This is a genomic window from Herbidospora daliensis, from assembly GCF_001570585.1.
GTDB classification, from domain to species: Bacteria; Actinomycetota; Actinomycetes; order Streptosporangiales; family Streptosporangiaceae; genus Herbidospora; species Herbidospora daliensis.
In genome coordinates this window covers 217,684-239,722 of sequence record NZ_BBXF01000002.1, presented here as the reverse complement: position 1 = coordinate 239,722, position 22,039 = coordinate 217,684, and the positions used below count along the sequence as shown (strand labels likewise).

The window sequence follows — 22,039 nt, the reverse complement described above, 5'->3', positions numbered from 1 at the left end:
TCCCGAAACGCCGACACCCGGCGCAAGCGACGCTATGCGCCGCCGCCCCCGGGCGGCATCCGTCAGCCGACGTACGCTGACGGACCCAGTGCGTCGCGCAGTTGCCCGCGCGCGGTGATGCCGAGTTTGCGGAACAGCCGGTAGAGGTGGGTGCTGACGGTGCGGTGCGACAGGTAGAGCTGCTGGCCGATCTCCCGGTTCGACAACCCGTTCGCGGCCAGCCGGGCGATGTGCAGCTCCTGCGGCGTCAGCCGGTCGACCCCACTCGACACGCGCAGGTCGCTGACCTCGCCCGCCGCGCGCAACTCCTGCCGCGCCTTCTCGCCCCACGCCAGCAGGCCGAGCGCGTCGAAGGAGTCGCGCGCGGTGCGCAGCGGCACCCGGGCCTCCTGGATCCGGCGGCGGCGGCGCAACCAGACCCCGTAGGCGAACGTCAGCCGGGCCCGGCCAATAGGCCACGGTTCGGCGTTGAGGGCTTCCTGGTAGAGGCGTTCGTCGTCGGCCAGCAGCGCCCGCGCGTAGCGCAGGCCCTGGTGCAGCAGGGAGGCGGGGGTCCGGGTGGCGATCTCCTCGGCCTCGGCCAGCAGCGGCGCGATCTCGTCGCGGTGGGCGGGCAGCGCGGCGTCGACCAGGTCGGCGATGGCCCACAACCGGGTCACGGGGTGGAAGGCGACGTCGGCCGGGTCGAACAGGCGGCGCAGGTGGCCGTAGGCGTCCTCGTGGCGTCCGGCGCCCAGTGCGATCACGCCCCGGGCGTGCGCGATGAGCGCCGCGGCGGAACTGTGGGCGCGGGCGCCGAGGGTGCGCTGGCTCTCGGCGGCCAGCGCGACGCCCTGCGCCTCCTCGCCGCGGAACCCGGCGACCATCGCCTGCCCGGCGTAGGCGGCGGACTGCCAGCGGGTCTGCCCGGTCTCGCGGGCCAGTCGCTCGGCCTCCTCGGCGGCCAGCAGCGCGCCCGGCGCGTCGCCGCAGAACAGCAGGCTCCAGACCAGCGAGACCAGCGCTTGGGCGAGCAGGCCCAGGCGGCCCTGGGCGCGCAGGTCGGCGATGGCCGCGTTGAGGAACGGCACCGCCAGGTCGTGGGCGCCCATCGCGCTGCCGGCCGTGCCGAGGATCCTGGCCGTGGGCGCCTCGAAACGCCGGCCGCGCAGCGCGGTCAGCCGCTCCACCACCAGGGCCCCGCTCTCGACGGGGCTGACGGTGGCCAGGATCTGCAGCAGCTCCGGGTCGTCGGGCCCGTCGGCCACCCGCTGGGCCATGGTGACCACCTGCTGGCGCAGGTCCCAGCCGGAGTCGGTCCACCAGCAGCGCAGCGCGGCGGCGCGCAGGAAGTTGAGCGCGAGGGTGCGGTCGGCGGCGCTCTCGGCGGCGGCGATGAGCCGCTTGATGCGGGGAGGCCCTTCGTGGCGGTTCTCTTCGAGCACCTCCTTCAGCCACGTCAGCCGGGCCTGCTGGCGGTCGCCCTCCAGTTCGGGTTCGGCCAGCGCCACCAGCTCGGCGATCTGGCCGGTCCGGCCCAGCTCGAAGCAGAGTTCGGCGGCGCGCAGCAGCCGTTCGACCCGGCCGCCCGGGTCCTCGCTCACCTCGGCTGCCCGGCGCAGCGCCGACACCGCCACGGTGATCGCGCCGCGCCGCCGGGCGCGGGCGGCGACCTGCTCCAGCTCGGCGGCGACTGAGTCGTCCCGGTGGACGATGGCGGCGGCGCGGTGCCAGGTCCTGCGGTCGGGGCTGGCCTCGTGGACCTCGGCCAAGGCGGCGTGCACGGCCAGGCGGTCGGCCGGCCCGGCCTTCTGGTAGACGGCCGAGCGCACCAGCGGATGGTGGAAGTGGATGCCGTCGGCGTCCGCCCTGACCAGCCCGGCCTCCACGGCCGGGAGCAGCGCGTGAGCGGTGGTCCCGGCGCCCGCGACGATGGCGGCGGCCCTGAGCGCGGCGGCCAGGTCGGGCCCGTCGTTGGCGGCGGCGGCCAGCAGCAGCAGCCGGGTGCCGGGCGGCAACAACGCCAGGCGGGCGGCGAAGGCGCGCTCCAGACGGGCGGTCAGCGGCAGGAACTCCAGATTGCCCGTGGACGCCGCCGCCAGCGCCCGGGGCAGCTCCACCAGGGCCAGCGGGTTGCCCGCCGCCTCGGCCAGCACCCGCCAGCGCATGCCGACCGGCAGCGCGGGGGCCCGCGAGTCGAGCAGCTTCTCGGCGTCGTGCGGGCCCAGCCCGGTCAGCCGCAACTCGGCGACGTCGCCGTCGTCGAGACTGGTCGGGTGGCCGTCGCGGACGGCCAGCAGCAGCACGATCGGCTCCGACCGCACCCGCCGGGCCACGAAGCCGAGCACCTCGGTGGTGGGCCGGTCGAGCCACTGCACGTCGTCCACGATCATGAGCAGCGGCTGGTCGGCCGCCGCTTCGCCGAGCAGGTTGAGCACGGCCAAGGCGATGAGGAACGGCTCGGGAGAGCTCACGTCCACCATGCCGAAGGCGCCCAAAAGGGCGTCGCGCTGGCGGGCGGGCAGGTCGTCGGCCGATCCGAGCAGGGGGTGCACGAGCTGGTAGAGCCCCGCGAACGGCAGGTGCGTCTCGCTCTGGACGCCGGAGGTGCTCGACACGGTCACCTCGCCCGACCGTGCGCGGGCCGCGGCGACCGCCAGCAGTGCCGACTTGCCGATCCCGGGCGCGCCCCGCACCACCAGCGCGTCGCCCTGCTCGCGGATGGCGTCGACGAGCGCTTCGAGACGCGCGGTCTCGGCGCCGCGCCCGATCAAGGAGTTCACGGTCCGGCTCCTCCCAAGATCGCCATACGAATTGTCTCAGACTTACGTCATGTGACGAATGTCCGTGGAGCTGACTCCTCTTAAGGTCAACCGTCATGCGCAGACCCGTGCTGGAGCCCGCCGCCCGGGCGCTGGCCGACGCCACCGCCCAGCCGCCCTTCCTGTACGGCATGCCGCCCCACGAGGCCCGCACCGCCGTCCGCGACCTCCAGAACCCCGAGATGCTGGTGCCGGGCGTCACCCGCGACCACCTCGACGACGTCAACCTGACGATCTTCCGCCCCGAGCACGTCGCGGGCCCGCTCCCCGTCGTGGTCTACCTGCACGGCGGCTGGGTCTTCGGCGGCGAGCACAGCCACGGCCGGCTGGCCCGCGAACTCGCGCTGGGCTCGGGGGCCGCCGTGGCGTTCGTCCACTACAACCGCGCGCCCGAGGCCCGCCACGCGGTGGCGCTGCACGAGACCCGGGCCGCGCTCGACTGGCTGCGGGTGCACGGCCGCGCCCACGACCTCGACCCCACCCGGATCGCCGTCGCGGGAGACGCCGAAGGCGGTGCGCTGGCCGCCGCGCTGGCCCTGCTCGACCGGCGCGGCCTGGCCGGGCAGCTGCTGCTGTGCCCGGTCACCGACGCCTCGTTCGACACCGGCTCCTACCGGGAGTTCGCCGAGGGCTACTTCCTGCGCGCCGCCGACATGCGCCGGGCCTGGGACCGGTACCTCGCCGACCCCCCGCTGCGGGCCCCGGCGGAGGACCTGGCCAGGCTCCCGGCGGCCCTGGTCATCACGGCCGAGGCCGACGTCCTGCGCGACGAGGGCGAGGCCTACGCGGCCCGGATGCGCTCGGCCGGCGCCACGGCCACCTCCGTGCGCTACGACGGGGTGATCCACGGGTTCGTCGTGCTCAACGCGCTGCGCGGCACCCACGCCGCCGCACTGGCCATCGACCAGGCCGGGCGTTTTCTGGCCCAGATCCTGCAGAGGAAGTGACCATGACCGCGAAACGCGTCGTGAGCGCCGCCGTGGTGGGCAGCGTCGTGGAGTTCTACGACTTCGCCCTCTTCGGGCTGGCCGCCGCGCTCGTCTTCAACGATCAGTTCTTCCCCTCCAGCAGCCCGATCGCGGGCACGCTCGGCTCGATGGCCGCCTTCGCCGTGGGCTTCCTGGCCCGGCCGATCGGCGGCGCGGTGTTCAGCCACTTCGGCGACCGGGTGGGCCGCAAGCCGATGCTGGCCGCCACGCTGGTGCTGATGGGCGTGTCGACGGCGGGCATCGGGCTGCTGCCGACCTACGAGAGCGCCGGCGTGCTCGCGCCGATCCTGCTCGTGGTGCTCCGGGTGGCGCAGGGCTTCGGCGCGGGCGCCGAGTACGCCGGGGCGCTGGTCGTCGCGGCCGAGGCGAGCGAACCCCGGCGGCGCGGTCTGTGGGCCTCACTGCCCGGGATGGGGGTGGCCATCGGCATGGTGCTGGCCACGCTCGTGTTCACGCTGGTGTCGGCGCTGCCCGGCTTCGAGGCGTGGGCCTGGCGGGTGCCGTTCCTGCTCAGCGTCGTGGGGGTCGGCATCGGCCTGTGGGTCAGGTCGCGGCTGCCGGAGTCGGCGGTGTTCGAGCGGGAGCGTCAGCGAGGGCGCAGCCGGTTCCCCATGCTGGAGGTGCTGCGGCGGCAGCCGCGCAGCGTGCTCATCGCCTTCCTGGCCAACGCGCCGTTCAGCGCGATCGGCTACCTGATCCAGGTGTTCGTGTTGTCGTACGTCACCCGGACCCTCGGCGTCTCCCCGACGGTGGCGCTGATCGCCAACCTCGCCTCGTCGGGCCTGTCGATCGTGACCGGCCCGCTGTTCGGCCTGCTCAGCGACCGGGTCGGGCGGCGGCCGGTGTTCCTCGGCGGGGCGGCCTTCCTGCTGGTGTTCTCGTTCCCGATGTTCTGGCTGGTCGACACCGGTCACCCGGTGCTGATCGTGGGGTCGGTGGCGGTGGCGTACGGGGTGGGCGTATCGGCGTTGTTCTCCGCGCAGGCCGCGCTGTTCGCCGAGTTGTTCGACACCCGCTACCGGTACAGCGGCGTCGCCGTCGTGCGCGAATGGGCGGCGGCGCTGGTCAGCGGCCCGGCCCCGCTGGTGGCCACGGCGCTGGTCGCGGCGGCGGGCGGGGCGTCATGGCCGGTCGCGATCCTGATGGCGGGCTGCGCGCTGGTCTGCTTCGTCGCCGTGGCCCTGGCCCCGGAGACCCGCGACCGCGACCTGAACGAGCCCGCGGGCCGGATGGAACGGAGGCCGTCCCACCCGGCCCCGGCCGGTCACAGGTAGACGTACCAGGCGCGCGAGGGGTGGCTGTCGCAGGTGAACTGCACGAGCGAGATGTTCGGGGCGGTGGAGACGCCGCCCGCGACGGTCAGGCACTTGCCCGTCTGCACGTTCTGCAGCTTGTAGAGGCCGGGCGTGCCGGTGTAGTTGAGGTGCCAGGACCGCGAGTTGTGGTTGTCGCAGTCGAACTGGACGATCGGCAGGTTGTTGTCGGTGGAGACGCCGCCGGCGGGGCTGAGGCACTTGCCGGTGTAGACGTTCTGGAGCTTGACGCCGCCGCCGACGCCGGGCGCGAGGCTCCAGCGCCGCGAGCCGTGGGAGTCGCAGTAGTACTGGACCGCCTGCACGTTGTTGGCGGTGGAGACGCCGCCCGCGATGGTGGCGCAGAGCGAGGTCTGCTGGTTCTGGACGTAGTAGCCGCTGGACGCCTGCGCGGCGGGCACGGTCGCCAGGGCGACGCCGGCCACGGCCATGAACGCCACACCGGCACGAACGAGGTTGCGGAGCATGGGTCTCTCCCTTTCTCGATGGGACTGGGTGAGACCAGGCTGCGGGCTGTTGGCACGGTCCACATGAGTAGCCCACTACTCATCTGGGGGCGAGCCCGGCCCGGATCATCGGGTAGAGGCGGTCGGCCCGCTCGCCGCGGAACCGCCGCATCGCCTGGAGGCCGACGATCAGGGTCCGGACGTCGTCGACGTCGACGTCGCGGCGTACCGTCCCGGCGCGCTGCGCGCGGGCGAGCAGGCCGGTCATCAGGTCGGTGAACTCCCGTTCGGCCTCCGGGAGCGAGGTGGCCAGGTCGACGCCGACGCCCGCGAACGCCTCGGTGAGGCCCAGGTCGGTCGCGCCCTGTTCGGCCAGGTGGAAGAGGAAGGCGAACAGGCCCTCGCCGGGGTCGGCCGCCGCCTGCTCGCGGGTGTGCTCGACGACCTGCCGCAGCCGGTCGGCCACGATCGCCTGGAACAGGGACTCCTTGGTGGGGAAGTGCCGGTAGATCGTGCCCGCGCCGACCCCCGCGCGGCGGGCGATCTCGTCGATCGGCACGCCCGCGCCCTCCTCGGCGAAGGTCTCGTAGGCGACCCGCAGCACGCGGGCGCGGTTGCGGGCGGCGTCGGCGCGGAGCCGCTTGTCGGTCACTCGGGTCCTCCTCGGCAAACGGGGCGCACGTTCCGGTATGGTGCTAAACGGAACGATCGCCCCGATTCTATCCCGGAGGATCCATGCCCTCATCACGCTGGACCGCCGCCGACGTGCCCGATCAGCGGGGGCGCGTCGCCGTGGTCACCGGAGGCAACACCGGCATCGGCTTCGAGACCGCCAAGGTGCTCGCCGCGCGGGGGGCGTCCGTCGTGCTCGCCGTCCGCGACGCCGACAAGGGCAAACGGGCGGCGGCCGAGATCACCGCGGCGAGCCCGGCGGCCGACGTCACCGTGCAGCGCCTCGACCTCGCCTCGCTGGCGTCGATCCGCGCCGCCGCGGCCGAACTGCGGGCCGCCCACGACCGGCTCGACCTGCTGGTCAACAACGCGGGTCTCATGTACGCCCCCCGCACCACCACCGCCGACGGCTTCGAGACCCAGTTCGGCGTCAACCACCTGGGCCACTTCGCCCTCACCGGCCTGCTGCTCGACCTGATGCTGCCGGTACAGGGCTCGCGCGTGGTCACCGTCAGCAGCGCGGGCCACCGGCAGGGCGGCCCGATCGACTTCGACGACCTCGCCTGGACCACCCGCGACTACAACCGTGTGGCCGCGTACGGCAACTCCAAGCTGGCCAACCTGATGTTCACCTACGAACTCCAGCGGCGGCTCTCCGGCACCGGGACCGTCGCCGTCGCGGCCCACCCGGGCGGCTCCGACACCGGCGGGTCCCGGTCGTCGGTGTCGCGGCAGCCCCTCTACTTCCGGGCCTTCTTCGCGCTGGTCCGGCCGTTCCTGATCCAGCCGGCCGCGATGGGGGCGCTGCCCTCGCTGCGCGCCGCGACCGACCCCGGCGTCGAGGGCGGTCGGTACTTCGGCCCTGACGGCTTCCAGGAGAGCAGGGGACACCCGAAGGTGGTGAGGTCGAGCGCCCGGTCGTACGACGAGGCGGCCCAGCACCGGTTGTGGGCGCTGTCAGAGGAGCTGACCGGGGTGCGGTTCCCCGTCTGAACCACCGAGGGCCTCGGTGTAGCGGCGGGCGATGGTGCGGACGTGCGCGACCAGCTCCGGCGGGCCGTCGACGCGGAAGTCCATCATCAGCATGCTCAGGTAGATGGCGATGGTCTCCAGGGCGTCCGCGCCGGTGACCAGCACGCTGGTTTCGGCGTCGACCGGCTCGACGAAGCCGACGGCCGGGTTGATGCGGGCGATCACGGTCTCGGCCGGGGCGAGCACGGTCACGCGCGCCTGCACCTTCCAGCCCGTCTGCGCCACCTCGCGCAGCACGAAGGCGACCAGGTCGTGCTCGGGCAGCGACCGGGCCGCGAACCGGCGCGACCCCGCGCGCACGGACGACAGACCGGCCACGGGCAGCGCCCGCCAGGTGTGCGTGCCGAGGTCGTAGGCGACCAGGAACCAGCGCCGCCGCCAGCTGATCAGCCGGTAGGGCTCGACCTCGATCTCGGCGTCGTCGTGGGAGGTCAGCAGGGTCGCGTGGTCGCGGATCGCGCCCGCGACCACGGTGAGGGTCGCGGCGGGCACGGGGGCGTCGGGTTCGCGGGAGCCGACCGTGGCGGGCCCGACGGCGGTGGCCGACCGCAGCGCCGACACCTTGCGCTGCAGGTGCTTGGGCAGGATGCGCTGGAGCTTGGCCAGCGCCCGCTTGAGGCTGGCGTCGATGTCGGCGATGCCGCTGGAGCCGTCTTCGGCCAGGCCGACGGCGACCGCGACGGCCACCGCCTCGTCGTCGTCGAGCAGCAGTGGGGGCATCGTCGCGCCCTGGCCGAGCCGGTAGCCGCCCACCGCGCCGCGCGCGGCGTGGACCGGATAGCCGAGTTCGCGCAGCCGCTGGATGTCCTGCCGCAGGGTGCGTTCGGTGACGCCGAGGCGTTCGGCCAGCTCACGGCCGGTCTGCGAGCGGTCTTGCAGCAGCGACAGCAGGCGGAGCACCCGGGTCGTCGTCTGGGCCATCTCATCCTCGCCCTATTAGGAAGGAATCTAGCCTAATGGGCTCATAGCCTTGTCTCATCAGCACGAACGAGAACGAAAGGCGCAACCATGAACGCTCGTGAGGTTCTGGCCATCTCGTACCAGGCTCTGGAGAACGCCGTCGCGGGTGTGCACGACGACCAGTGGGACGCCGCCACCCCGTGCTCGCAGTGGACGGTCGCGCAGGTCGTCCAGCACGCCGCCGCCGACCAGCTCGTGTGGGCCGGCGCGCTCGGCGTCGGCCCCGGCCCGGCCTACGACCCCTTCTCGCCCTCGGGCTCAATCGAGGGTGGCGCGGCGGAGCTGGTGAAGAACGCGGTCGAGGTGGGGACGGCGGCGTGGGCCACGGTGTCCGACGACACCGCGACCGTGCCGACGCCGCTGCCGCACGGCGAACTGCCCACGCCGGTCGCGATGGTGATGTGCGCGCTCGACGCCCTCGTCCACGCCTGGGACGTGGCCATCGCCACCGGTCAGCCGTCGCCGATCGGCGACGAGGTCGCCGGCCACCTGCTCGACGCCGCGCGGCAGGTCGTCGAGCCGCTGCGCCAGTGGGGCGCCTACGCCGCCGTCGTCGAGGCCGGCGGAGACTCCTCGGCCACCCCCGTCGCCGACGAGCTGCTCCGTTACCTCGGCCGCACCCCCGCGTAGCCGGTCACTCCGGCGGGACGCCGATCGGCTCGGCGGCCAGGGCCGCCGCGACGGAGACGAGGTTGGCCGCCATGGCGCGGCCGGTCTTGTCGGACCAGTCGTGGCCGCGCTGGTCGTCGAGGTAGTTCGGGCCCGCGCCGGGACCCAGGTGCCAGTAGGTCCACGCCTGGCCGGGGATCGTGAAGCCGATGTCGATCAGGGCCCCGCAGATCTCGCTGATGACGTGGTGGGCGCCGTCCTCGTTGCCCGTGTTGACCACGCCGGCCACCCGGTTGTACGCCACCGGCCGCCCCTCGTCGTCGGTCTCGGAGATCATGGCGTCCATCCGCTCGATCACCCGCTGGGCGACCGACGACGGGTGACCCACCCAGGTGGGGGTGGCGATGACGAGGATCTCCGATTCGAGCACCTTGTCGTGGACGGCGGGCCAGTCGTCGCCCGGCCCCATGTCGGTCTGGACGCCGGGCAGCAGGTTCAGGTCGACCGCGCGTACCGTCTCGACCTCCACACCTCTGCGGCCGAGTTCGGCGATGACGACGTCGGCGAGGGCCTGCGTGTTCGACGGCGCGGGCGACGGCTTGAGCGTGCAGTTGATGACCAGTGCCTTCATGAGCTCCCCCTGCCCCGGGACGTCTCCCTGATCCCGGGTAGGGCGAAATCATGACCAACGACGTGTTCGACTTCGAATTCGACGACCGCTACCGCCGGTTCCTGGGGTTCATCGGGATCCGTCCCGGCACCTGCCAGGTGGTGGTGACCGACGACGCCGTCAGGGTGAGGTTCGGGCCCTGGAAGGCGCAGACCGACCTCGCCAACCTGGCCGGGGCCGAGCTGAGCGGGCCCTACTCGGCGATCAAGGCCATCGGGCCCCGGATGTCGCTCGCCGACCGGGGGCTGACCTTCGGCACGAGCACCCGGCAGGGCGTCTGCCTGCGCTTCCGCCGCCCGATCGGGCCGCTGCGCCATCCCGGCCTCACGGTGACGGTCGCCGACCCGAAGGCCCTGATGGAACGACTGCTCGCCAGGGCTCCGGGTAGCGGAGGTCCATGACCCAGCCGCAGGTGCCCGACCGCCCCACCCAAGTGCTCAGACGCTCCTGGTGGCAGGTGCTCCGGCGCACCGTCGCGGAGTTCCAGGAGGACAAGATCACCGACTGGGCCGCGGCGCTGACCTACTACGCGATCCTGTCGATCTTCCCGGCCCTGCTGGCCGTGGTGTCGCTGCTGGGACTGTTCGGCCAGTCGGCCACCCGGCCGATCTCCGAGAACCTGAGCGCCATCGCGCCCGGCCCGGCGCGGGAGATCATCGACACGGTGCTCCAGTCGCTGCAGGGCAGCCAGGGAGCGGCCGGGGTCGCCACCGTCATCGGGCTCGCCGTCGCACTCTGGTCGGCGTCGGGCTACGTGGGGGCGTTCATGCGGGCCGCCAACATCATGTACGAGATGCCCGAGGGCCGCCCCATCTGGAAGACCCTGCCGCTCCGCCTGGGCATCACCGCGGTGCTGGTCGTGATGATGGCGGCCGGCGCCGTCGCCGTGGTGTTCACCGGCAGCCTGGCCGAGCAGGCCGGGCGGGTGCTCGGCATCGGCGACACCGGCCTGACCATATGGAACATCGCCAAGTGGCCGGTGCTGGTGGTCGTTTTCATCTTCGTGCTGGCGCTGCTCTACTGGTTCGCGCCCAACGTCGAGCATCCCGGCTTCCGGTGGATCACCCCCGGCAGCACCGTGGCGGTCATCGGCTGGATCGTCGCCTCGGGCCTGTTCGGCTTCTACGTGGCCAACTTCGGGTCCTACAGCAAGACGTACGCGACGCTGGCCGGGGTCGTGGTCTTCCTCATCTGGTTGTGGATCACCAACATCGCGATCCTGCTCGGGGTCGAGTTCGACGCCGAGATCGCCCGGGGCCGCGCCATCGCCGCCGGGCAGCCCGCCGACCAGGAGCCCTACGTCGAGCCCCGCGACACCCGCAAGCTCTAGATCTCCCTGGCGATGAGGCGTTCGGCCACGTCTCTGAGCTTCAGGTGGGCGTTCTGGGAGGTGCGGCGCAGCTCGGCGAAGGCCTGCTCGGCGTCCACCCCGAGCGCCTGCATGAGCATGCCCTTGGCCTGCTCGATCGTCTCCCGGCCCTCCATGGTCTGGCGGAGGTGGCGCACCTCGCGCAGGTGCCGCTCCTCGGCGTCGGCCAGGGTCGAGAGCCGGGCCGCCTGCCGGGCCAGGGACACGACGAACGGGGCCGCCGCCTCGCCGGGCTCACCCGGGCGCAGGCCGTAGACGGTGATCACGGCGGTCACCCCCGAATCCTGGCCCGAGGCCGCCACGCAGCCGCGCAGGCCGCGCGCGAGGGCCTCCCGCCCGAACCTGACCCAGCGGGGGTCGCGGGCGAGGTCGGGCACGGTCACCGGCCGCTCCGAGCGCAGGGCGGCCAGGCCGGGGCCGTCGCCGAGGAGGTGCTCGAGTTCGACCAGCTCCCCGAGTTCCGGCTGGGAGGCGACCAGCGCGCTCGTGGCACCTGAATGGGCCCAGACCGCCGCCGTCGCGCCGCAGCCACCCGACATCGCCGCCGCCTCGTCGGCCAGGGCGTGGAGCACGTCGTCTCGCATCAGATCTCCGTCACAGGCAGTCGGTCACAGGCAGTCGGCGGCCGGGAGCAGGTCGGCCCGCATGTTCCGCTCCATCATGCGCAGGGCCGCCGTCCCGAGGTCGTCGTGGATGGCCGCCACGCCGTCGACGGCGATCCGCACCGTGAACTCGCGCACGTAGGCGTCGAGGGCGCTGTAGAGCACGCACTGCTCGGTCACCTGGCCCGCCAGGACGACCGTCTCGACGTGCTCGCGGTTGAGCGCGTACTCCAGCGGGGTGCCGTAGAAGACGCTGTGGCGGACCTTCGGCAGGAACGCGAAGTTCCCCGGCGGCACCAGCGGTTCGACCAGGTCGGGCCGCCGGCCCGCCAGGGCGCGCCGGATCAGGTCGTCGCGGGTGGCGCTGAAGTCGCCGTGGTTGTCGTTGACGAAGATCAGCTCCACGCCGGCCCGCCTGGCCTTGTCGATCAGCCCGCTGATCGGGCCGATCGTCCCCTCCACGTTGGCGGCCAGCGCCTCGGCGTCCTCGTGGTCGTAGGGGTTGAGCACGTCCATCACGATGACCGCGGTCGAGGAGCCGCTCATGAGGCCGTGCGTTCCACGCGGCGCATCGCCTGGGCGTAGGCGGCGACGGTGTCCCGCGCCACCCGGTCCCAGCCGTAGCGGGTGGCGGCGCGGTCGGCTCCGGCGATCCCGAACGAGTCGCTCTCCAGGGGGTCGTCCAGCAGTCGCCGGACCGCCCCGGCGACGGCCGTCGGCCGGCGCGGCGGCACCAGCAGGCCGGTCACCTCGTTGACCACGGTGTCCTTCTGGCCGCCGACCGCCGACGCGATCACCGGCACCCCGCAGGCCATCGCCTCCAGCACGACCATGCCGAAGGGCTCGTACCAGGGCACGCAGACCACGGCGGCGGCCGAGCGCATCAGGCCCGGCACGTCATCGCGCGCCACCTGGCCGGTGAAGGTCACCCGGTCGGCCACGCCGACGCGGCCGGCCTCGGCCCGTAGCCGGGTCGCCTCCTCGTCGTGGTCGAGGTCGTCGACGGGCCGCCCGCCGCCGATGACCAGCTCGGCGTCCGGCAGGTACGGCAGCGCCTGGATCACCGTGTCGACGCCCTTGCGCGGCACCAGCCGCCCGATCGACAACAACCTCGGCCGCGCCCGGCGTTCACCGGGCTCGCCGGGACGGAACAGGCCGAGGTCGACCCCGCACGGCACCACGCGGGCGCGGTGGCGGGGCACCCCCATCCGGGCCAGCTCGTCGACCTCGTCGGGGCAGGTCGAGACGATCACGTCGGCGGCGCGGCCGATGGCCGTCTCGGCGGCGATGCGCTCGGCCGGGCTGGTGTCGGCCGGGCCCTGGTGGCGCCGCTTGACGGTGCCCAGCGCGTGGAAGGTGTGCGCGACCGGCACGCCCAGCCGCCCGGCCGCGCCGAGCGTGGCCAGGCCGCTCATCCAGAAGTGGCTGTGCGCCACGTCGGGCCGCTCGAAGGCCCACTGCTCCCGCAACCAGGAGGCGAAGTCGGGCACCCACGGCAGGATGTCGTCCTTCGGGATCGGCGCCGGCGGCCCGGCGGGCACGTGGGCGACCGTGACGCCGGGGCAGAGCGGCACCCGTTCGGGCAGGCCGGGGTCGTCTCTACGGGTGTAGACGGTGACCTCGTGGCCGAGCGCCGCGAGCGCGGTCGCCAGCGCCGCCACGTGGACGTTCTGGCCGCCCGCGTCCGGGGTGCCCAGCCCGGCCAGCGGGCTGGCGTGCTCCGAAACCATCGCGATCCTCATCGCACCACCTCCTTGAGCAGCCGGTCCCAGTCGGCGAGGAACCGGTCGAGTCCGTAGCGGCCGAGGGCCGCCGCGCGGGCCGCCTCACCCGCGTGGCGGGCGAGATCGGGGTCGGCGGCGAACTGCCGCGCCGCCTCGGCGAGCCGGTGGGGGTCGGTGGACAACACGCCCGCCTCGGGCGGCACGGCCTCCCCGGCCTCGGTCGAGGCGACCGCGACGACGGGCATGCCGAGGGCCATCGCCTCCAGCAGCGACAGCCCGAGCGAGGTCCACCGGTACGGATGGACGTAGACCCGCCGCCGCGCCAGTTCGGTCAGCATGCGGTCGTGGGGGAGGTCGCCCTGGCCGTTCTCCAGCGCCTCGGTGCCGATGCCGAAGACGTCCACGGGCGAGAAGAGGGGCAGCAGGTCGGTGCCGGCCACGCGGGTCCGGCGGACCGGCTCGTTGATCACGGCGGCCGACCGGGCGAGCTCGCCGGTGTAGCGCCCGCCGGGGTCGGGCACGCCGTGCTCGATCACGGTGGCGGCGGCCCGGCCGTTGTCCCAGAAGAGGCGGTTGAAGTGGGTGACGTGCACGAGCGGCCCGCCCCGGTCGGCCATGGGGTGGCGGGTCCGCACGTCGGGCGGGGTGTTGTGCTCGACGTACACCCACGGCACGTCGCGGCCCAGCCAGCGGCGGGCCAGCTCCAGCTCGTCGGGGCGCTGGAGGACGACGACGTCCACGTGCTCGTCGCGCAGCCGCTCCGGGGCGACCTCGCGAGCGTTGGCCGGCCAGTCGTAGGTGCGGGCGCGGCCCCTGCCGTAGGGGCCACGGTCGGGGGTGACCGGGACCAGGTAGTCGTGCGGGCCGTGGACGAACGCCGTCATCCAGGAGCCGTGCACGTGCCAGGCCAGGATCCTCATCGCCGGACCTCCTCGATCGCCTCGTACACCTCGGCCGGGACCACCGAGCTCAGGCACGGGTGCCCGGCGACCGGGCAGACCGTGGCCCGGGTCCCGGCGCAGGCGGCGTGCTGGTCGCCCAGCAGCCGGTGCGGGACTCCGTAGGGCGCCCACCTGACGGCGGGCACCGTCGGCGCGAACAGTGACACGACGGGCGTGCCGACGGCGGCGGCCAGGTGGGCGGGGCCGGTGTTCCCGGCCACCACCACGCGGGCCCCGGCCAGCACCCCGGCCAGTTCTTCCAGGGTGGTGCGCCCGCCGAGGTCGACGCCGTGCCGCCCGGCGACGCGGGAGGTCAGCTCGCGTTCGCCGGGGGAGCCGGTCACCACCACCGGGTGGCCGTGCCGGGCGAGCAGTTCGACCAGCTCGGCGCAGTGGCCCGGCGGCCACGCCCGCGCGGGCACCGAGGTGCCCGGATGCACGACGAGGTAGCCCGCGGGCAGGCCGGGATCGGGCAGCGGCCGCCGCACCGCCAGATGGAAGCCGCGCGGCGTGTATCCGGCGGCCGTGGTCAGGCTGAGGGCGCGTTCGGCCTCCGGAATGTCGTCGGGCACCCGGTGCCGCAGGTCGAGCAGCGAGCCCGGGTAGTCGTCGCTGATCGCGCCGATCCACGGCACCCCGGCCATCCGCAGCAGCAGCGCCAGCGGCAGCGGCGACTGGTGGAACGAGGTGAAGATCAGCGCCCGGTCGACGTCGTCGGCCATCTTGACCAGCAGCCGCAGGTGCTCCGGATCGACCGGGTCGGGTTCGGGCTCGATCCAGGGCGCCGGCCACTCCAGCACCCGGTCGACGCCCGGCAGCAGGTCGGCGGCCGACCGCCCGCGCGGGCCCGCCAGCAGGGTCACCCGGTCGGCCCCCGCCGCCACGGCGCGGACCGCCGGGCCCATCAGCAGCACGTCCCCGACGCTGTCGAGGCGGGCCAGCAGGACGTGAGCGCTCATCCCCTCGTCGGCTCCCTCTCCTCCGCGAACCAGCGGATCGTGCGGCGCAGCCCCGCCGTGGCCGGGACCGAGGGCCGCCAGCCGAGCCGGGCGGCGGCCAGTGAGGTGTCGGGGCAGCGCCGGTGCGGGTCGTCGACCGGACGGTCGACGTACACGATCGGGGACGACGACCCGGCCAGGTCGCGGATCTCCCTGGCCAGCTCGGTCATGGTCGTCTCGGCCGGGTTGCCGATGTTCACCGGGCCGCCGAAGTCGCTGTCGGCCAGGGCGAGGATGCCCGCGACGGTGTCGTCGACGTAGCAGATCGAGCGGGTCTGCTCGCCGCTGCCGGTGACCGTGATCGGCTCCCCGGCAAGGGCCTGGCGGATGAACGTCGGGATGGCGCGGCCGTCGTGGGGGCGCATCCGCGGCCCGTAGGTGTTGAAGATGCGGACGATCGCGGTGTCCATGTCGTGGGCGTGGCCGTAGGCGGTGGTGAGGGACTCGCCGAACCGCTTGGCCTCGTCGTACACGCTGCGGGGGCCGACCGGGTTGACGTTGCCCCAGTAGCCCTCCCGCTGCGGGTGCTCGAGCGGGTCGCCGTAGACCTCGCTGGTGGACGCCAGCACGAACCGGGCGCCCTTCTCCCTGGCCAGGCCCAGCGTGTGGAGGGTGCCGGTGCTGCCGACCTTGAGGGTCTCGACGGGATAGGCCAGGTAGTCGGCCGGGGACGCGGCCGAGGCGAAGTGCAGCACCAGGTCGACCGGCCCCGACACGTGCAGGAACTCGGTCACGTCGCAGTCGACCATCCGGAAGCCCGGCCGCTCCATCAGGTGGGCGACGTTCTCGGGGTCGCCGGTGAGCAGGTTGTCGAGGCAGACCACCTCGTCGCCCCGGTCGAGCAGCCGTTCGCACAGGTAGGAGCCGAGGAACCCGGCCCCGCCGGTCACGACGGTCCTCATGCGACGCTCACCTCCAGCCGGTCCCGGGCCGCGCCCAGCACCTCGGTCACCGTGATCTCCAGAAGCCCCGGGTCGGGGGTCCGGCCGTGCGGGTCGCCCGTGCGGCCGTGCCAGATGACCCGGTGGGGTCCCGGCGGCGGCCCCCACGCCGAGGGGGGCGTGGGGCCGAACAGCACCACCGACGGCGTGCCGTAGGCGGCGGCGAGGTGGGCCACGCCGGTGTCGCCGCAGATCACCAGCCGGGCCCGGCGCACCAGCTCGGCCAGTTCCGGCAGCGTCGGCGTCAGCACCGGCAGGTCTCCCGCGACCCGCGCGGCCAGGCCGCTCTCGCCGGGGCCGGCCGTGACGACCACGGGCCGTCCTTCGGCGCGCAGCGCGGCGGCCACGCCGGCGAACCGTTCGGGCGGCCAGCGACGGGCCGCGAAGGCCGCGCCTGGGTGGACGACGATCGGCCCGCCGCCCTCGTGCGGGCCGAGCCGGAGGTCGGCCGGGTCGGCGGGCACGCCGTACCAGCCGAGCAGGTCGCACCACCTGGCGACCTCGTGCGCGGCCGGGTTCCAAGGCGGCCCGGCCGTGTGGCTCATCAGCAGGCGGGGCTCGGCCGCGCGCAGCGCCGCGACGCTCTCGGGCCCCCGGCCGTGCAGGTTGACCGCGACGTCGCAGCCGGTCACCGGCACCGGACCGGGCCCGCGCACGTCGAGCCACACGTCCGCCTCCCCGCCCAGCAGTTCCCGGTACGTCGCGGGCGCCGCCAGCACCAGCCGGTGGGCCGGGAAGGCCCGCCGCAGGGCGCGCAGCGCGGGCAGCCCGGTGAGCAGGTCGCCGAGCCCCAGGCCGCGCAGCACCAGCAGGTCTAGGGCCACGACGTCTCCATCGAGTGGCAGACGACCAGTTCCCGCAACTCGCACCCGGACGGCTGGGACAACGCGAACACGACCGTCTCGGCGACGTCCTCGGGGCGGTTGAGCTGGGCGTCCGGGCCGGGTTTGTACTGGTCGGGGCGGCCGTCGAAGAAGCTGGTGCTCATGCCGCCCGGGATCAGCAGCGTCACGCCCACCGTCCCGGCCAGTTCCGCCGCCAGCGCCCGGGTGAACCCGACGACGCCGAACTTGCTCGCGCAGTAGGCCGTGGCGTCGCCGACGGCCTTGATCCCGAGCGTGGACGCGCAGGTCACCACCCGCCCCCGGCTCTCGACCAGGAACGGCAGCGCGGCCCGCACCACGGCGGCCGTGCCCAGCAGGTTCACCCGCACGACGCGTTCCCACGTCCCGGCGGGCACGTCGGTGAGCGCGCCGCAGGCGTCGGTCCCGGCGGCGGTGAAGACGCCGTCGAGCCCGCCGGCCGACCGGGCGAGCGACCGGACGGCCGCCTCGGTCGCCTGGCCGTCGGCCAGGTCGGCGCGGACGTGCTCGAAGTCCTCCGGCACGGCGCGGTCGATGATCAGCGGCCGCCCGCCCGCCTTGGCGACGGCCCGCGCGGTGGCCAGCCCGAGGCCGGACGCGCCTCCCGTGATCAGGATGTTTCCCAGCATCGATGTTCCTTCCAGAGGTCGGGCCGTCGGGCGGCGGCCGTGATGAGCCGGGTGGTGGAGCGTTCGGGCACCGTGTCGAGCAGCACCAGTTCGGCGCCGACGTCGGCCAGCACCGCCGACTCGGGCAGCGCCCGGCCGCCGTAGTCGGAGCCCTTGACCCACACGTGGGGCCGCAGGGCGCGGATGACCTCGGCCGGGGTGTCCTCGTCGAACACGACGACCCCGTCGACGTCCTCCAGCGCGTGGAGCACGGCCATCCGGTCCTCCTGCCGGGAGACCGGGCGGCCCTTGCCCTTGAGGCGGCGCACCGACAGGTCGGAGTTGAGGCAGACGACCAGCAGGTCGCCGAGCTCCCGGGCCCGGCGCAGCAGGCTGACGTGACCGGCGTGCAGCAGGTCGAAGCAGCCGCCGGTGGCGACCACCCGGCCGCCCGCCCGGCGCACCCGGTCGGCCCGGCGCAGCACGTCGGCGTCGCCCTCGGGCGCGGCGACCGGAACCGTCGCGACGCCCCCGGCCGCGACGAACGCGGTGGCCGCCGCGGTCGCCGCCACGGCCGCCTCGGCGCAGGTCGCCCCGCCGAGCAGGGCGGCGGCCGCCGCCGTGGCGAACCGGTCGCCCGCGCCGCAGGTGTCGCCGCTCGTGACCGGCTCGGGCACCGGCACGTGGAAACCGCGGTCGCCGGAGTGGAAGCGGGCGCCCTCGGCCCCGAGGGTGACCGCCACGGCCTCCCCGCCGAGCATGGCCAGCAGGCGGCGGGCCGCCTCGGCGGGCTCGCCGGAACCGGTCAGCGCGGCCGTCTCGGCCAGGTTCGGGGTCACCATCGTGCACTCGGGCGGCAGCGGGCCGCGCGGGTGCGGATCCCACACCACCGGGGCGGCGGCCAGGCCGGGCAGCAGCTTCGCGACCAGGTCGGCGGTGCCGCGCCCGTAGTCGGAGACGAGGACCGCGCCCGCCCGCCGCAGCACCGGCAGCGCCCGGCCGGTCAGCTCGCCCGCCACGCCGTCGCCGGAGTCGAGCCGGGCGAGCGTGTCGCCGCCGACCCTGATCCGGGTCTTGCGCACGGTCGTGCCGCGCATCGGCAGCGGGACCACGATCAGGTGCCGGGCCAGCAGGCGGTGCAGCAGCCGGCCGTCCGGGTCGTCGCCGAGCGGCGTGACCAGCACGACCTGCGTGCCGTCGGCCGCCGCCAGCAGCGCGGCCAGCCCGGCCCCGCCCGGCCGCACGCGCTCCGCCGCGTCCTCGATCACGGGCGCACCCGAGTCGGGCGCGACCCGGTCGCTGCGCCCGTCGAGATCGCAGTCCAGCAGGGTGTCGCCGATGACGACCAGAGGTCCGGTCACGGCAGCGCCTCCTCGATCGCCTCGCACAGCAGGTGGACGAGCACCAGATGCACCTCCTGGACGACGCACGGGCTGCCCGACGGGACCGGGATCGCGTCGTCGCAGAGGGTCGCCAGGTCGTTGGGCGGCGGGCCGGTCAGCGCCCAGGTCATCAGGCCGCAGTCGCGGGCGGTGCGGGTGGCGGCCAGCACGTTCGGGCTGGCCCCGCTGGTCGACAACGAGAGCAGCACGTCGCCGGGGCGTCCGTGCGCCCGCACCTGGCGGGCGAAGACCTCCTCCGGGCCGTAGTCGTTGCAGATCGCCGTGGTCGACGAGGTGTCGGCGTGCAGGGCGATGGCCGCGTACGGCCGTCGGTCGGCGCGGAACCGGCCGACGAGCTCGGCGGTCAGATGTTGCGCCTCGGCCGCCGACCCGCCGTTTCCGCAGGCCAGCAGGCGTCCCCCGTCGTCGAGGACGCCGGCCAGCTTGCGGCCCCACACGCGGACGCGGGCCGTCTCGTGCTCCAGCCGGTTCAGCGTGGCGGTCAGATCGTTCAGGTGCGGATGCACGCGCCTCCCCCTCTCACTCGGACCCGCAGTTCGCCGCCCAGCCGGTGCAGGCAGGCGGCGGGCGGTATCAGCACGCTGGTCGCGGCCATGCGCAGCACCTCCGACGGCGTCCTCGGTCCCGGGGCGATCCGGCTCCAGGCGAAGCGGGCGGTCAGCCCGGCCCAGCCCGCGAACGCGAGCCGGGCGGCGGCGGGGTGGCCGCGCCAGGCCAGGCCGGCGGCGGTCAGCCCGAGCGCGGTCGTCACCAGGTGCTGGCTCAACCGGCCGGGAGCGCCGACGCGGGCCCGCCAGCCGGGGCCGTGGATCCGGCGCATCAGCGCGTCGTCGGCGTTGCCGCGCTGCCGCCGCAGGCTCGCCCAGAAGCCCTCGTCCCTGACGGGGTGGACGGTGGTCCGCCGGCCGGTCACCAGCCGGTGCCCGGCCGAGGTCAGCCGCAGCGCCAGGTCGGCGTCCTCGCGGTAGGCGCGGGGGAAACGTTCGTCGAAGCCGCCCACGGCGGCCAGCGCGCTGCGCCGGAACGCCATGTCGGCGGTGATCCACCGGGCCGTGGTCAGGCCCAGGGTGTTGCGTTCGGCGTCGGTCGGCGGCCTGCCCCCGTCGAGCGGCACCACGATCCGGGCCTGCGAGCCCGCCGCCTCGGGCGGCAGATCGCGCAGGTCGTCGCCCAGCTTCTCGGCCCATCCGGGCCCCGGCAGCACGTCGTCGTCGAGGAAGACGACCCATTCGGTCGAGGCCGCGCGCCACCCGTGGTTCCGGGCCGCCGCCGGGCCGCGTCCGCCCGAGGGCAGGATGACGAGCGTCGCCGACGGCTCCCCGACGGGCAGCCGGTCGACGCGCCGCCACGGCCGGTCGTCGACCACGATGAGCGGGAACCGTTCCGGCACCGCCTCGGCGACCGCGCGCAGCGTGCCGCGGCCCACGGTCGGGATGACGACGGTGATCTCCGGTTCGCTCATGCCGACCTCCGCACCAGGAACGGCCCGAGGGCCAGCACGTCGACCGGCGCCGACCCGAAGCACTCCAGGGCGTCGCGCGGATCGTCGACCATGGGCCGCCCGGCCGTGTTCAGCGACGTGTTGACCACCACGGGCAGCCCGGTCAGCGACTCGAAGGCGTTCAGCACGGCCGCCATGAGCGGGTCGCGCCCCGCCGACACCGTCTGGATGCGGGCCGTCCCGTCGACGTGCACGACGGCCGGGATGCGGTCGCGCCACACCGGGGCCACGTCGTGCACGAACAACATGTACGGGCTGGGCACCGGCCCCCGCGAGAAGATCTCGGCGGCCCGGTCCTCCAGCACCATGGGCGCGACCGGCCGGAACTGCTCACGGCCCTTCACGTCGTTGAGCCGTTCGGTGTTGCGCGGATTGCCCGGGTGGGCCAGCAGCGACCGGCGGCCCAGCGCACGCGGCCCGTATTCGCTGCGGCCCTGGAACCAGGCCACGATCCGGTCCTGGGCGAGGGCGTCGGCCACCGCCACCGCGATGTCGGGCGGGCGGGAGTAGGGGATCTGGGCGACGTCGAGCCAGGCCGCCAGCTCGGCGTCGGTGAAGCCCCGGCCCAGGTCGGCCCCCGGCATCGGGGCGACCGGGTCGCCGTAGGTCTTCGCCAGGTGGAGCGCGCCGCCCAGGGCGGTGCCCGAGTCGCCGGCCGCCGGCTGGGCCCACACCTCGCGGAACGGGCTGCGCTCGAACAGGCGGGTGTTGGCCACGCAGTTCAGCGCCACGCCGCCGGCCAGGGCGAGCCGGTCGAGGCCGGTGCGGTCGTGCAACCACGCGGCCAGGTCGAGCAGCACCTCCTCCAGCCGGGCCTGGACGCTGGCCGCCAGATCGGCGTGCTCGCCGTTCCAGGCGCCGCCGCGCGGGACCTGCTTGGCGAAGACGTTCCAGTCGATCGGGTCGACGTGGAAGCCGCCGTCACCGGTCGCGCCGATCAGCTCGCGGAGCGCGGGGAGGTGCTTCGGCGTGCCGTAGGAGGCCATCGCCATGACCTTGTACTCGTCGCTGGAGCGCAGGAAGCCGAGGTGGTCGGTGACGTCCTCGTACATGAGCCCGAGGGAGTGCGGCAGCGCCTGGCTCGCCAGGACGGTCAGCTCGCCGTCGCGGTAGGCGCCCGCCAGGTGGGAGACCGCCTCGCCGCGGCCGTCGCAGACCAGCACGGCGCAGTCGCCGAACGGCGCGGCCAGCCCGGCGGAGGCGGCGTGGGCGACGTGGTGGGGGACGAACATCACCTGCGCGGGGTCGAGCCCCGGCAACGCGGTCGCCAAGAAGGCGGGGGCCCGCACGGCGTAGGCGGTGCGCAGCATCTCCCAGCCGCCGTCCTGACCCGGCCCGTCCTCCTCCACCAGGGCGGGATCGTAGGAGTACGCCACCCCGTCGAGGTCCTCCGGCCGCAGCCCCGCCTTCTCCAGGCACCAGGCCGCCGCCATTTCCGGCAGCTCCCAGGCCGAGAACGCCACCGGTCGTTTGCCGTGTTTCCGCCTGCTGAACCGCTCCTCCTCGGCGGCGGCGACGGTCCGCCCGTCGACGACCAGCGCGGCGGAAGGGTCATGGAAGATCGCGTTGATTCCCAGAAATCTCATGGGACCCGCTT

23 protein-coding genes are annotated in these 22,039 nt (G+C 74.4%); 6 read left to right on the top strand and 17 right to left on the bottom strand.

Going from position 1 to position 22,039, the window contains the following annotated elements:
* Positions 1-62: 62 nt before the first annotated feature.
* Positions 63-2,762, bottom strand: a complete 2,700-nt coding sequence (locus AW274_RS07385) for an ATP-binding protein (protein ID WP_062430341.1) — start codon at positions 2,760-2,762, stop codon at positions 63-65.
* Between the two features lie 95 nt (positions 2,763-2,857).
* Between AW274_RS07385 and AW274_RS07380 the strand changes: the two genes are divergently transcribed.
* On the top strand, positions 2,858-3,748 hold the full coding sequence (locus tag AW274_RS07380; protein WP_062430340.1) for an alpha/beta hydrolase fold domain-containing protein: 891 nt from the start codon (positions 2,858-2,860) through the stop codon (positions 3,746-3,748).
* A gap of 2 nt (positions 3,749-3,750) precedes the next feature.
* Positions 3,751-5,064: an MFS transporter gene (locus AW274_RS07375; protein ID WP_062430339.1), complete on the top strand. Its 1,314-nt coding sequence runs from the start codon at positions 3,751-3,753 to the stop codon at positions 5,062-5,064.
* Here the strand turns inward: AW274_RS07375 and AW274_RS07370 are convergent.
* Positions 5,055-5,570: an RICIN domain-containing protein gene (locus AW274_RS07370; RefSeq protein WP_062430338.1), complete on the bottom strand. Its 516-nt coding sequence runs from the start codon at positions 5,568-5,570 to the stop codon at positions 5,055-5,057. The genes AW274_RS07375 and AW274_RS07370 overlap by 10 nt on opposite strands.
* Positions 5,571-5,649: 79 nt before the next feature.
* Positions 5,650-6,201 carry a TetR/AcrR family transcriptional regulator gene (locus AW274_RS07365; protein ID WP_062430337.1) on the bottom strand — a complete coding sequence of 184 codons (552 nt, stop codon included), beginning with the start codon at positions 6,199-6,201 and terminating at the stop codon, positions 5,650-5,652.
* A gap of 83 nt (positions 6,202-6,284) precedes the next feature.
* Between AW274_RS07365 and AW274_RS07360 the strand changes: the two genes are divergently transcribed.
* Positions 6,285-7,214: an oxidoreductase gene (locus AW274_RS07360; RefSeq protein WP_062430336.1), complete on the top strand. Its 930-nt coding sequence runs from the start codon at positions 6,285-6,287 to the stop codon at positions 7,212-7,214.
* Here AW274_RS07360 and AW274_RS07355 read toward each other — a convergent pair.
* Complete coding sequence (locus tag AW274_RS07355; RefSeq protein ID WP_062430335.1) at positions 7,179-8,174, bottom strand: helix-turn-helix transcriptional regulator; 996 nt, start codon at positions 8,172-8,174, stop codon at positions 7,179-7,181. The two genes, AW274_RS07360 and AW274_RS07355, sit on opposite strands and share 36 nt — an antisense overlap.
* Positions 8,175-8,261: 87 nt before the next feature.
* On the opposite strand from AW274_RS07355, the gene AW274_RS07350 reads away from it, so the two are divergent.
* On the top strand, positions 8,262-8,843 hold the full coding sequence (locus AW274_RS07350; RefSeq protein WP_062430334.1) for a TIGR03086 family metal-binding protein: 582 nt from the start codon (positions 8,262-8,264) through the stop codon (positions 8,841-8,843).
* Between the two features lie 4 nt (positions 8,844-8,847).
* Here AW274_RS07350 and AW274_RS07345 read toward each other — a convergent pair whose 3' ends face one another.
* Entirely contained in the window at positions 8,848-9,453 is a 606-nt protein-coding gene (locus AW274_RS07345; protein WP_062430333.1) for a flavodoxin family protein, read from the bottom strand.
* A 50-nt stretch (positions 9,454-9,503) separates the two neighbouring features.
* Here AW274_RS07345 and AW274_RS07340 point away from each other — a divergent pair, with 50 nt between their 5' ends.
* Together AW274_RS07340 and AW274_RS07335 are read left to right on the top strand one after the other, a co-directional pair.
* On the top strand, positions 9,504-9,893 hold the full coding sequence (locus AW274_RS07340; RefSeq protein ID WP_062430332.1) for a hypothetical protein: 390 nt from the start codon (positions 9,504-9,506) through the stop codon (positions 9,891-9,893).
* A complete protein-coding gene (locus AW274_RS07335) occupies positions 9,890-10,822 on the top strand; it encodes a YihY/virulence factor BrkB family protein (protein ID WP_062430331.1) in 933 nt (310 codons plus the stop codon). The genes AW274_RS07340 and AW274_RS07335 overlap by 4 nt, the downstream gene beginning before the upstream one ends.
* Here AW274_RS07335 and AW274_RS07330 read toward each other — a convergent pair.
* The 12 genes from AW274_RS07330 to AW274_RS07275 are packed head-to-tail and all read right to left on the bottom strand — an operon-like array spanning position 10,819 to position 22,028.
* A complete protein-coding gene (locus AW274_RS07330; protein ID WP_062430330.1) occupies positions 10,819-11,445 on the bottom strand; it encodes a GAF and ANTAR domain-containing protein in 627 nt (208 codons plus the stop codon). The genes AW274_RS07335 and AW274_RS07330 overlap by 4 nt on opposite strands.
* Before the next feature lie 24 nt (positions 11,446-11,469).
* On the bottom strand, positions 11,470-12,009 hold the full coding sequence (locus AW274_RS07325; protein WP_062430329.1) for a cysteine hydrolase family protein: 540 nt from the start codon (positions 12,007-12,009) through the stop codon (positions 11,470-11,472).
* Positions 12,006-13,205 carry a glycosyltransferase gene (locus AW274_RS07320; protein ID WP_062430328.1) on the bottom strand — a complete coding sequence of 400 codons (1,200 nt, stop codon included), beginning with the start codon at positions 13,203-13,205 and terminating at the stop codon, positions 12,006-12,008. The genes AW274_RS07325 and AW274_RS07320 overlap by 4 nt, the downstream gene beginning before the upstream one ends.
* Complete coding sequence (locus AW274_RS07315) at positions 13,202-14,107, bottom strand: glycosyltransferase (RefSeq protein WP_062430327.1); 906 nt, start codon at positions 14,105-14,107, stop codon at positions 13,202-13,204. The genes AW274_RS07320 and AW274_RS07315 overlap by 4 nt, the downstream gene beginning before the upstream one ends.
* A complete protein-coding gene (locus tag AW274_RS07310; RefSeq protein ID WP_062430326.1) occupies positions 14,104-15,087 on the bottom strand; it encodes a glycosyltransferase family 9 protein in 984 nt (327 codons plus the stop codon). The genes AW274_RS07315 and AW274_RS07310 overlap by 4 nt, the downstream gene beginning before the upstream one ends.
* On the bottom strand, positions 15,084-16,028 hold the full coding sequence (locus AW274_RS07305; protein WP_062430325.1) for a UDP-glucuronic acid decarboxylase family protein: 945 nt from the start codon (positions 16,026-16,028) through the stop codon (positions 15,084-15,086). The genes AW274_RS07310 and AW274_RS07305 overlap by 4 nt, the downstream gene beginning before the upstream one ends.
* Positions 16,025-16,891, bottom strand: a complete 867-nt coding sequence (locus AW274_RS07300; protein ID WP_083973922.1) for a glycosyltransferase family 9 protein — start codon at positions 16,889-16,891, stop codon at positions 16,025-16,027. Before AW274_RS07300 ends, AW274_RS07305 begins: the two co-directional genes overlap by 4 nt.
* Entirely contained in the window at positions 16,882-17,559 is a 678-nt protein-coding gene (locus tag AW274_RS07295) for an SDR family oxidoreductase (protein ID WP_062430324.1), read from the bottom strand. Before AW274_RS07295 ends, AW274_RS07300 begins: the two co-directional genes overlap by 10 nt.
* Positions 17,541-18,899 carry a PfkB family carbohydrate kinase gene (locus AW274_RS07290; RefSeq protein WP_062430323.1) on the bottom strand — a complete coding sequence of 453 codons (1,359 nt, stop codon included), beginning with the start codon at positions 18,897-18,899 and terminating at the stop codon, positions 17,541-17,543. Before AW274_RS07290 ends, AW274_RS07295 begins: the two co-directional genes overlap by 19 nt.
* Positions 18,896-19,447, bottom strand: a complete 552-nt coding sequence (locus tag AW274_RS07285; protein ID WP_062430322.1) for a D-sedoheptulose-7-phosphate isomerase — start codon at positions 19,445-19,447, stop codon at positions 18,896-18,898. Before AW274_RS07285 ends, AW274_RS07290 begins: the two co-directional genes overlap by 4 nt.
* A complete protein-coding gene (locus AW274_RS07280) occupies positions 19,432-20,403 on the bottom strand; it encodes a glycosyltransferase family 2 protein (RefSeq protein WP_062430321.1) in 972 nt (323 codons plus the stop codon). The genes AW274_RS07285 and AW274_RS07280 overlap by 16 nt, the downstream gene beginning before the upstream one ends.
* Positions 20,400-22,028, bottom strand: coding sequence for a carbamoyltransferase family protein (locus AW274_RS07275; RefSeq protein ID WP_062430320.1), 1,629 nt, complete (start codon positions 22,026-22,028; stop codon positions 20,400-20,402). Before AW274_RS07275 ends, AW274_RS07280 begins: the two co-directional genes overlap by 4 nt.
* Positions 22,029-22,039: the final 11 nt, after the last annotated feature.

Bases quoted from the DNA above. Each gene is read 5' to 3' on its own strand.
- AW274_RS07305 (WP_062430325.1), bottom strand. From the start codon at position 16,028: ATGAGGACCGTCGTGACCGGCGGGGCCGGGTTCCTCGGCTCCTACCTG.
- AW274_RS07350 (WP_062430334.1), top strand. From the start codon at position 8,262: ATGAACGCTCGTGAGGTTCTGGCCATCTCGTACCAGGCTCTGGAGAAC.
- AW274_RS07370 (WP_062430338.1), bottom strand. From the start codon at position 5,570: ATGCTCCGCAACCTCGTTCGTGCCGGTGTGGCGTTCATGGCCGTGGCC.
- AW274_RS07295 (WP_062430324.1), bottom strand. From the start codon at position 17,559: ATGCTGGGAAACATCCTGATCACGGGAGGCGCGTCCGGCCTCGGGCTG.
- AW274_RS07375 (WP_062430339.1), top strand. From the start codon at position 3,751: ATGACCGCGAAACGCGTCGTGAGCGCCGCCGTGGTGGGCAGCGTCGTG.
- AW274_RS07380 (WP_062430340.1), top strand. From the start codon at position 2,858: ATGCGCAGACCCGTGCTGGAGCCCGCCGCCCGGGCGCTGGCCGACGCC.
- AW274_RS07310 (WP_062430326.1), bottom strand. From the start codon at position 15,087: ATGAGCGCTCACGTCCTGCTGGCCCGCCTCGACAGCGTCGGGGACGTG.
- AW274_RS07340 (WP_062430332.1), top strand. From the start codon at position 9,504: ATGACCAACGACGTGTTCGACTTCGAATTCGACGACCGCTACCGCCGG.
- AW274_RS07355 (WP_062430335.1), bottom strand. From the start codon at position 8,174: ATGGCCCAGACGACGACCCGGGTGCTCCGCCTGCTGTCGCTGCTGCAA.
- AW274_RS07315 (WP_062430327.1), bottom strand. From the start codon at position 14,107: ATGAGGATCCTGGCCTGGCACGTGCACGGCTCCTGGATGACGGCGTTC.
- AW274_RS07275 (WP_062430320.1), bottom strand. From the start codon at position 22,028: ATGAGATTTCTGGGAATCAACGCGATCTTCCATGACCCTTCCGCCGCG.
- AW274_RS07325 (WP_062430329.1), bottom strand. From the start codon at position 12,009: ATGAGCGGCTCCTCGACCGCGGTCATCGTGATGGACGTGCTCAACCCC.
- AW274_RS07280 (WP_062430321.1), bottom strand. From the start codon at position 20,403: ATGAGCGAACCGGAGATCACCGTCGTCATCCCGACCGTGGGCCGCGGC.
- AW274_RS07335 (WP_062430331.1), top strand. From the start codon at position 9,890: ATGACCCAGCCGCAGGTGCCCGACCGCCCCACCCAAGTGCTCAGACGC.
- AW274_RS07320 (WP_062430328.1), bottom strand. From the start codon at position 13,205: ATGAGGATCGCGATGGTTTCGGAGCACGCCAGCCCGCTGGCCGGGCTG.
- AW274_RS07345 (WP_062430333.1), bottom strand. From the start codon at position 9,453: ATGAAGGCACTGGTCATCAACTGCACGCTCAAGCCGTCGCCCGCGCCG.
- AW274_RS07360 (WP_062430336.1), top strand. From the start codon at position 6,285: ATGCCCTCATCACGCTGGACCGCCGCCGACGTGCCCGATCAGCGGGGG.
- AW274_RS07330 (WP_062430330.1), bottom strand. From the start codon at position 11,445: ATGCGAGACGACGTGCTCCACGCCCTGGCCGACGAGGCGGCGGCGATG.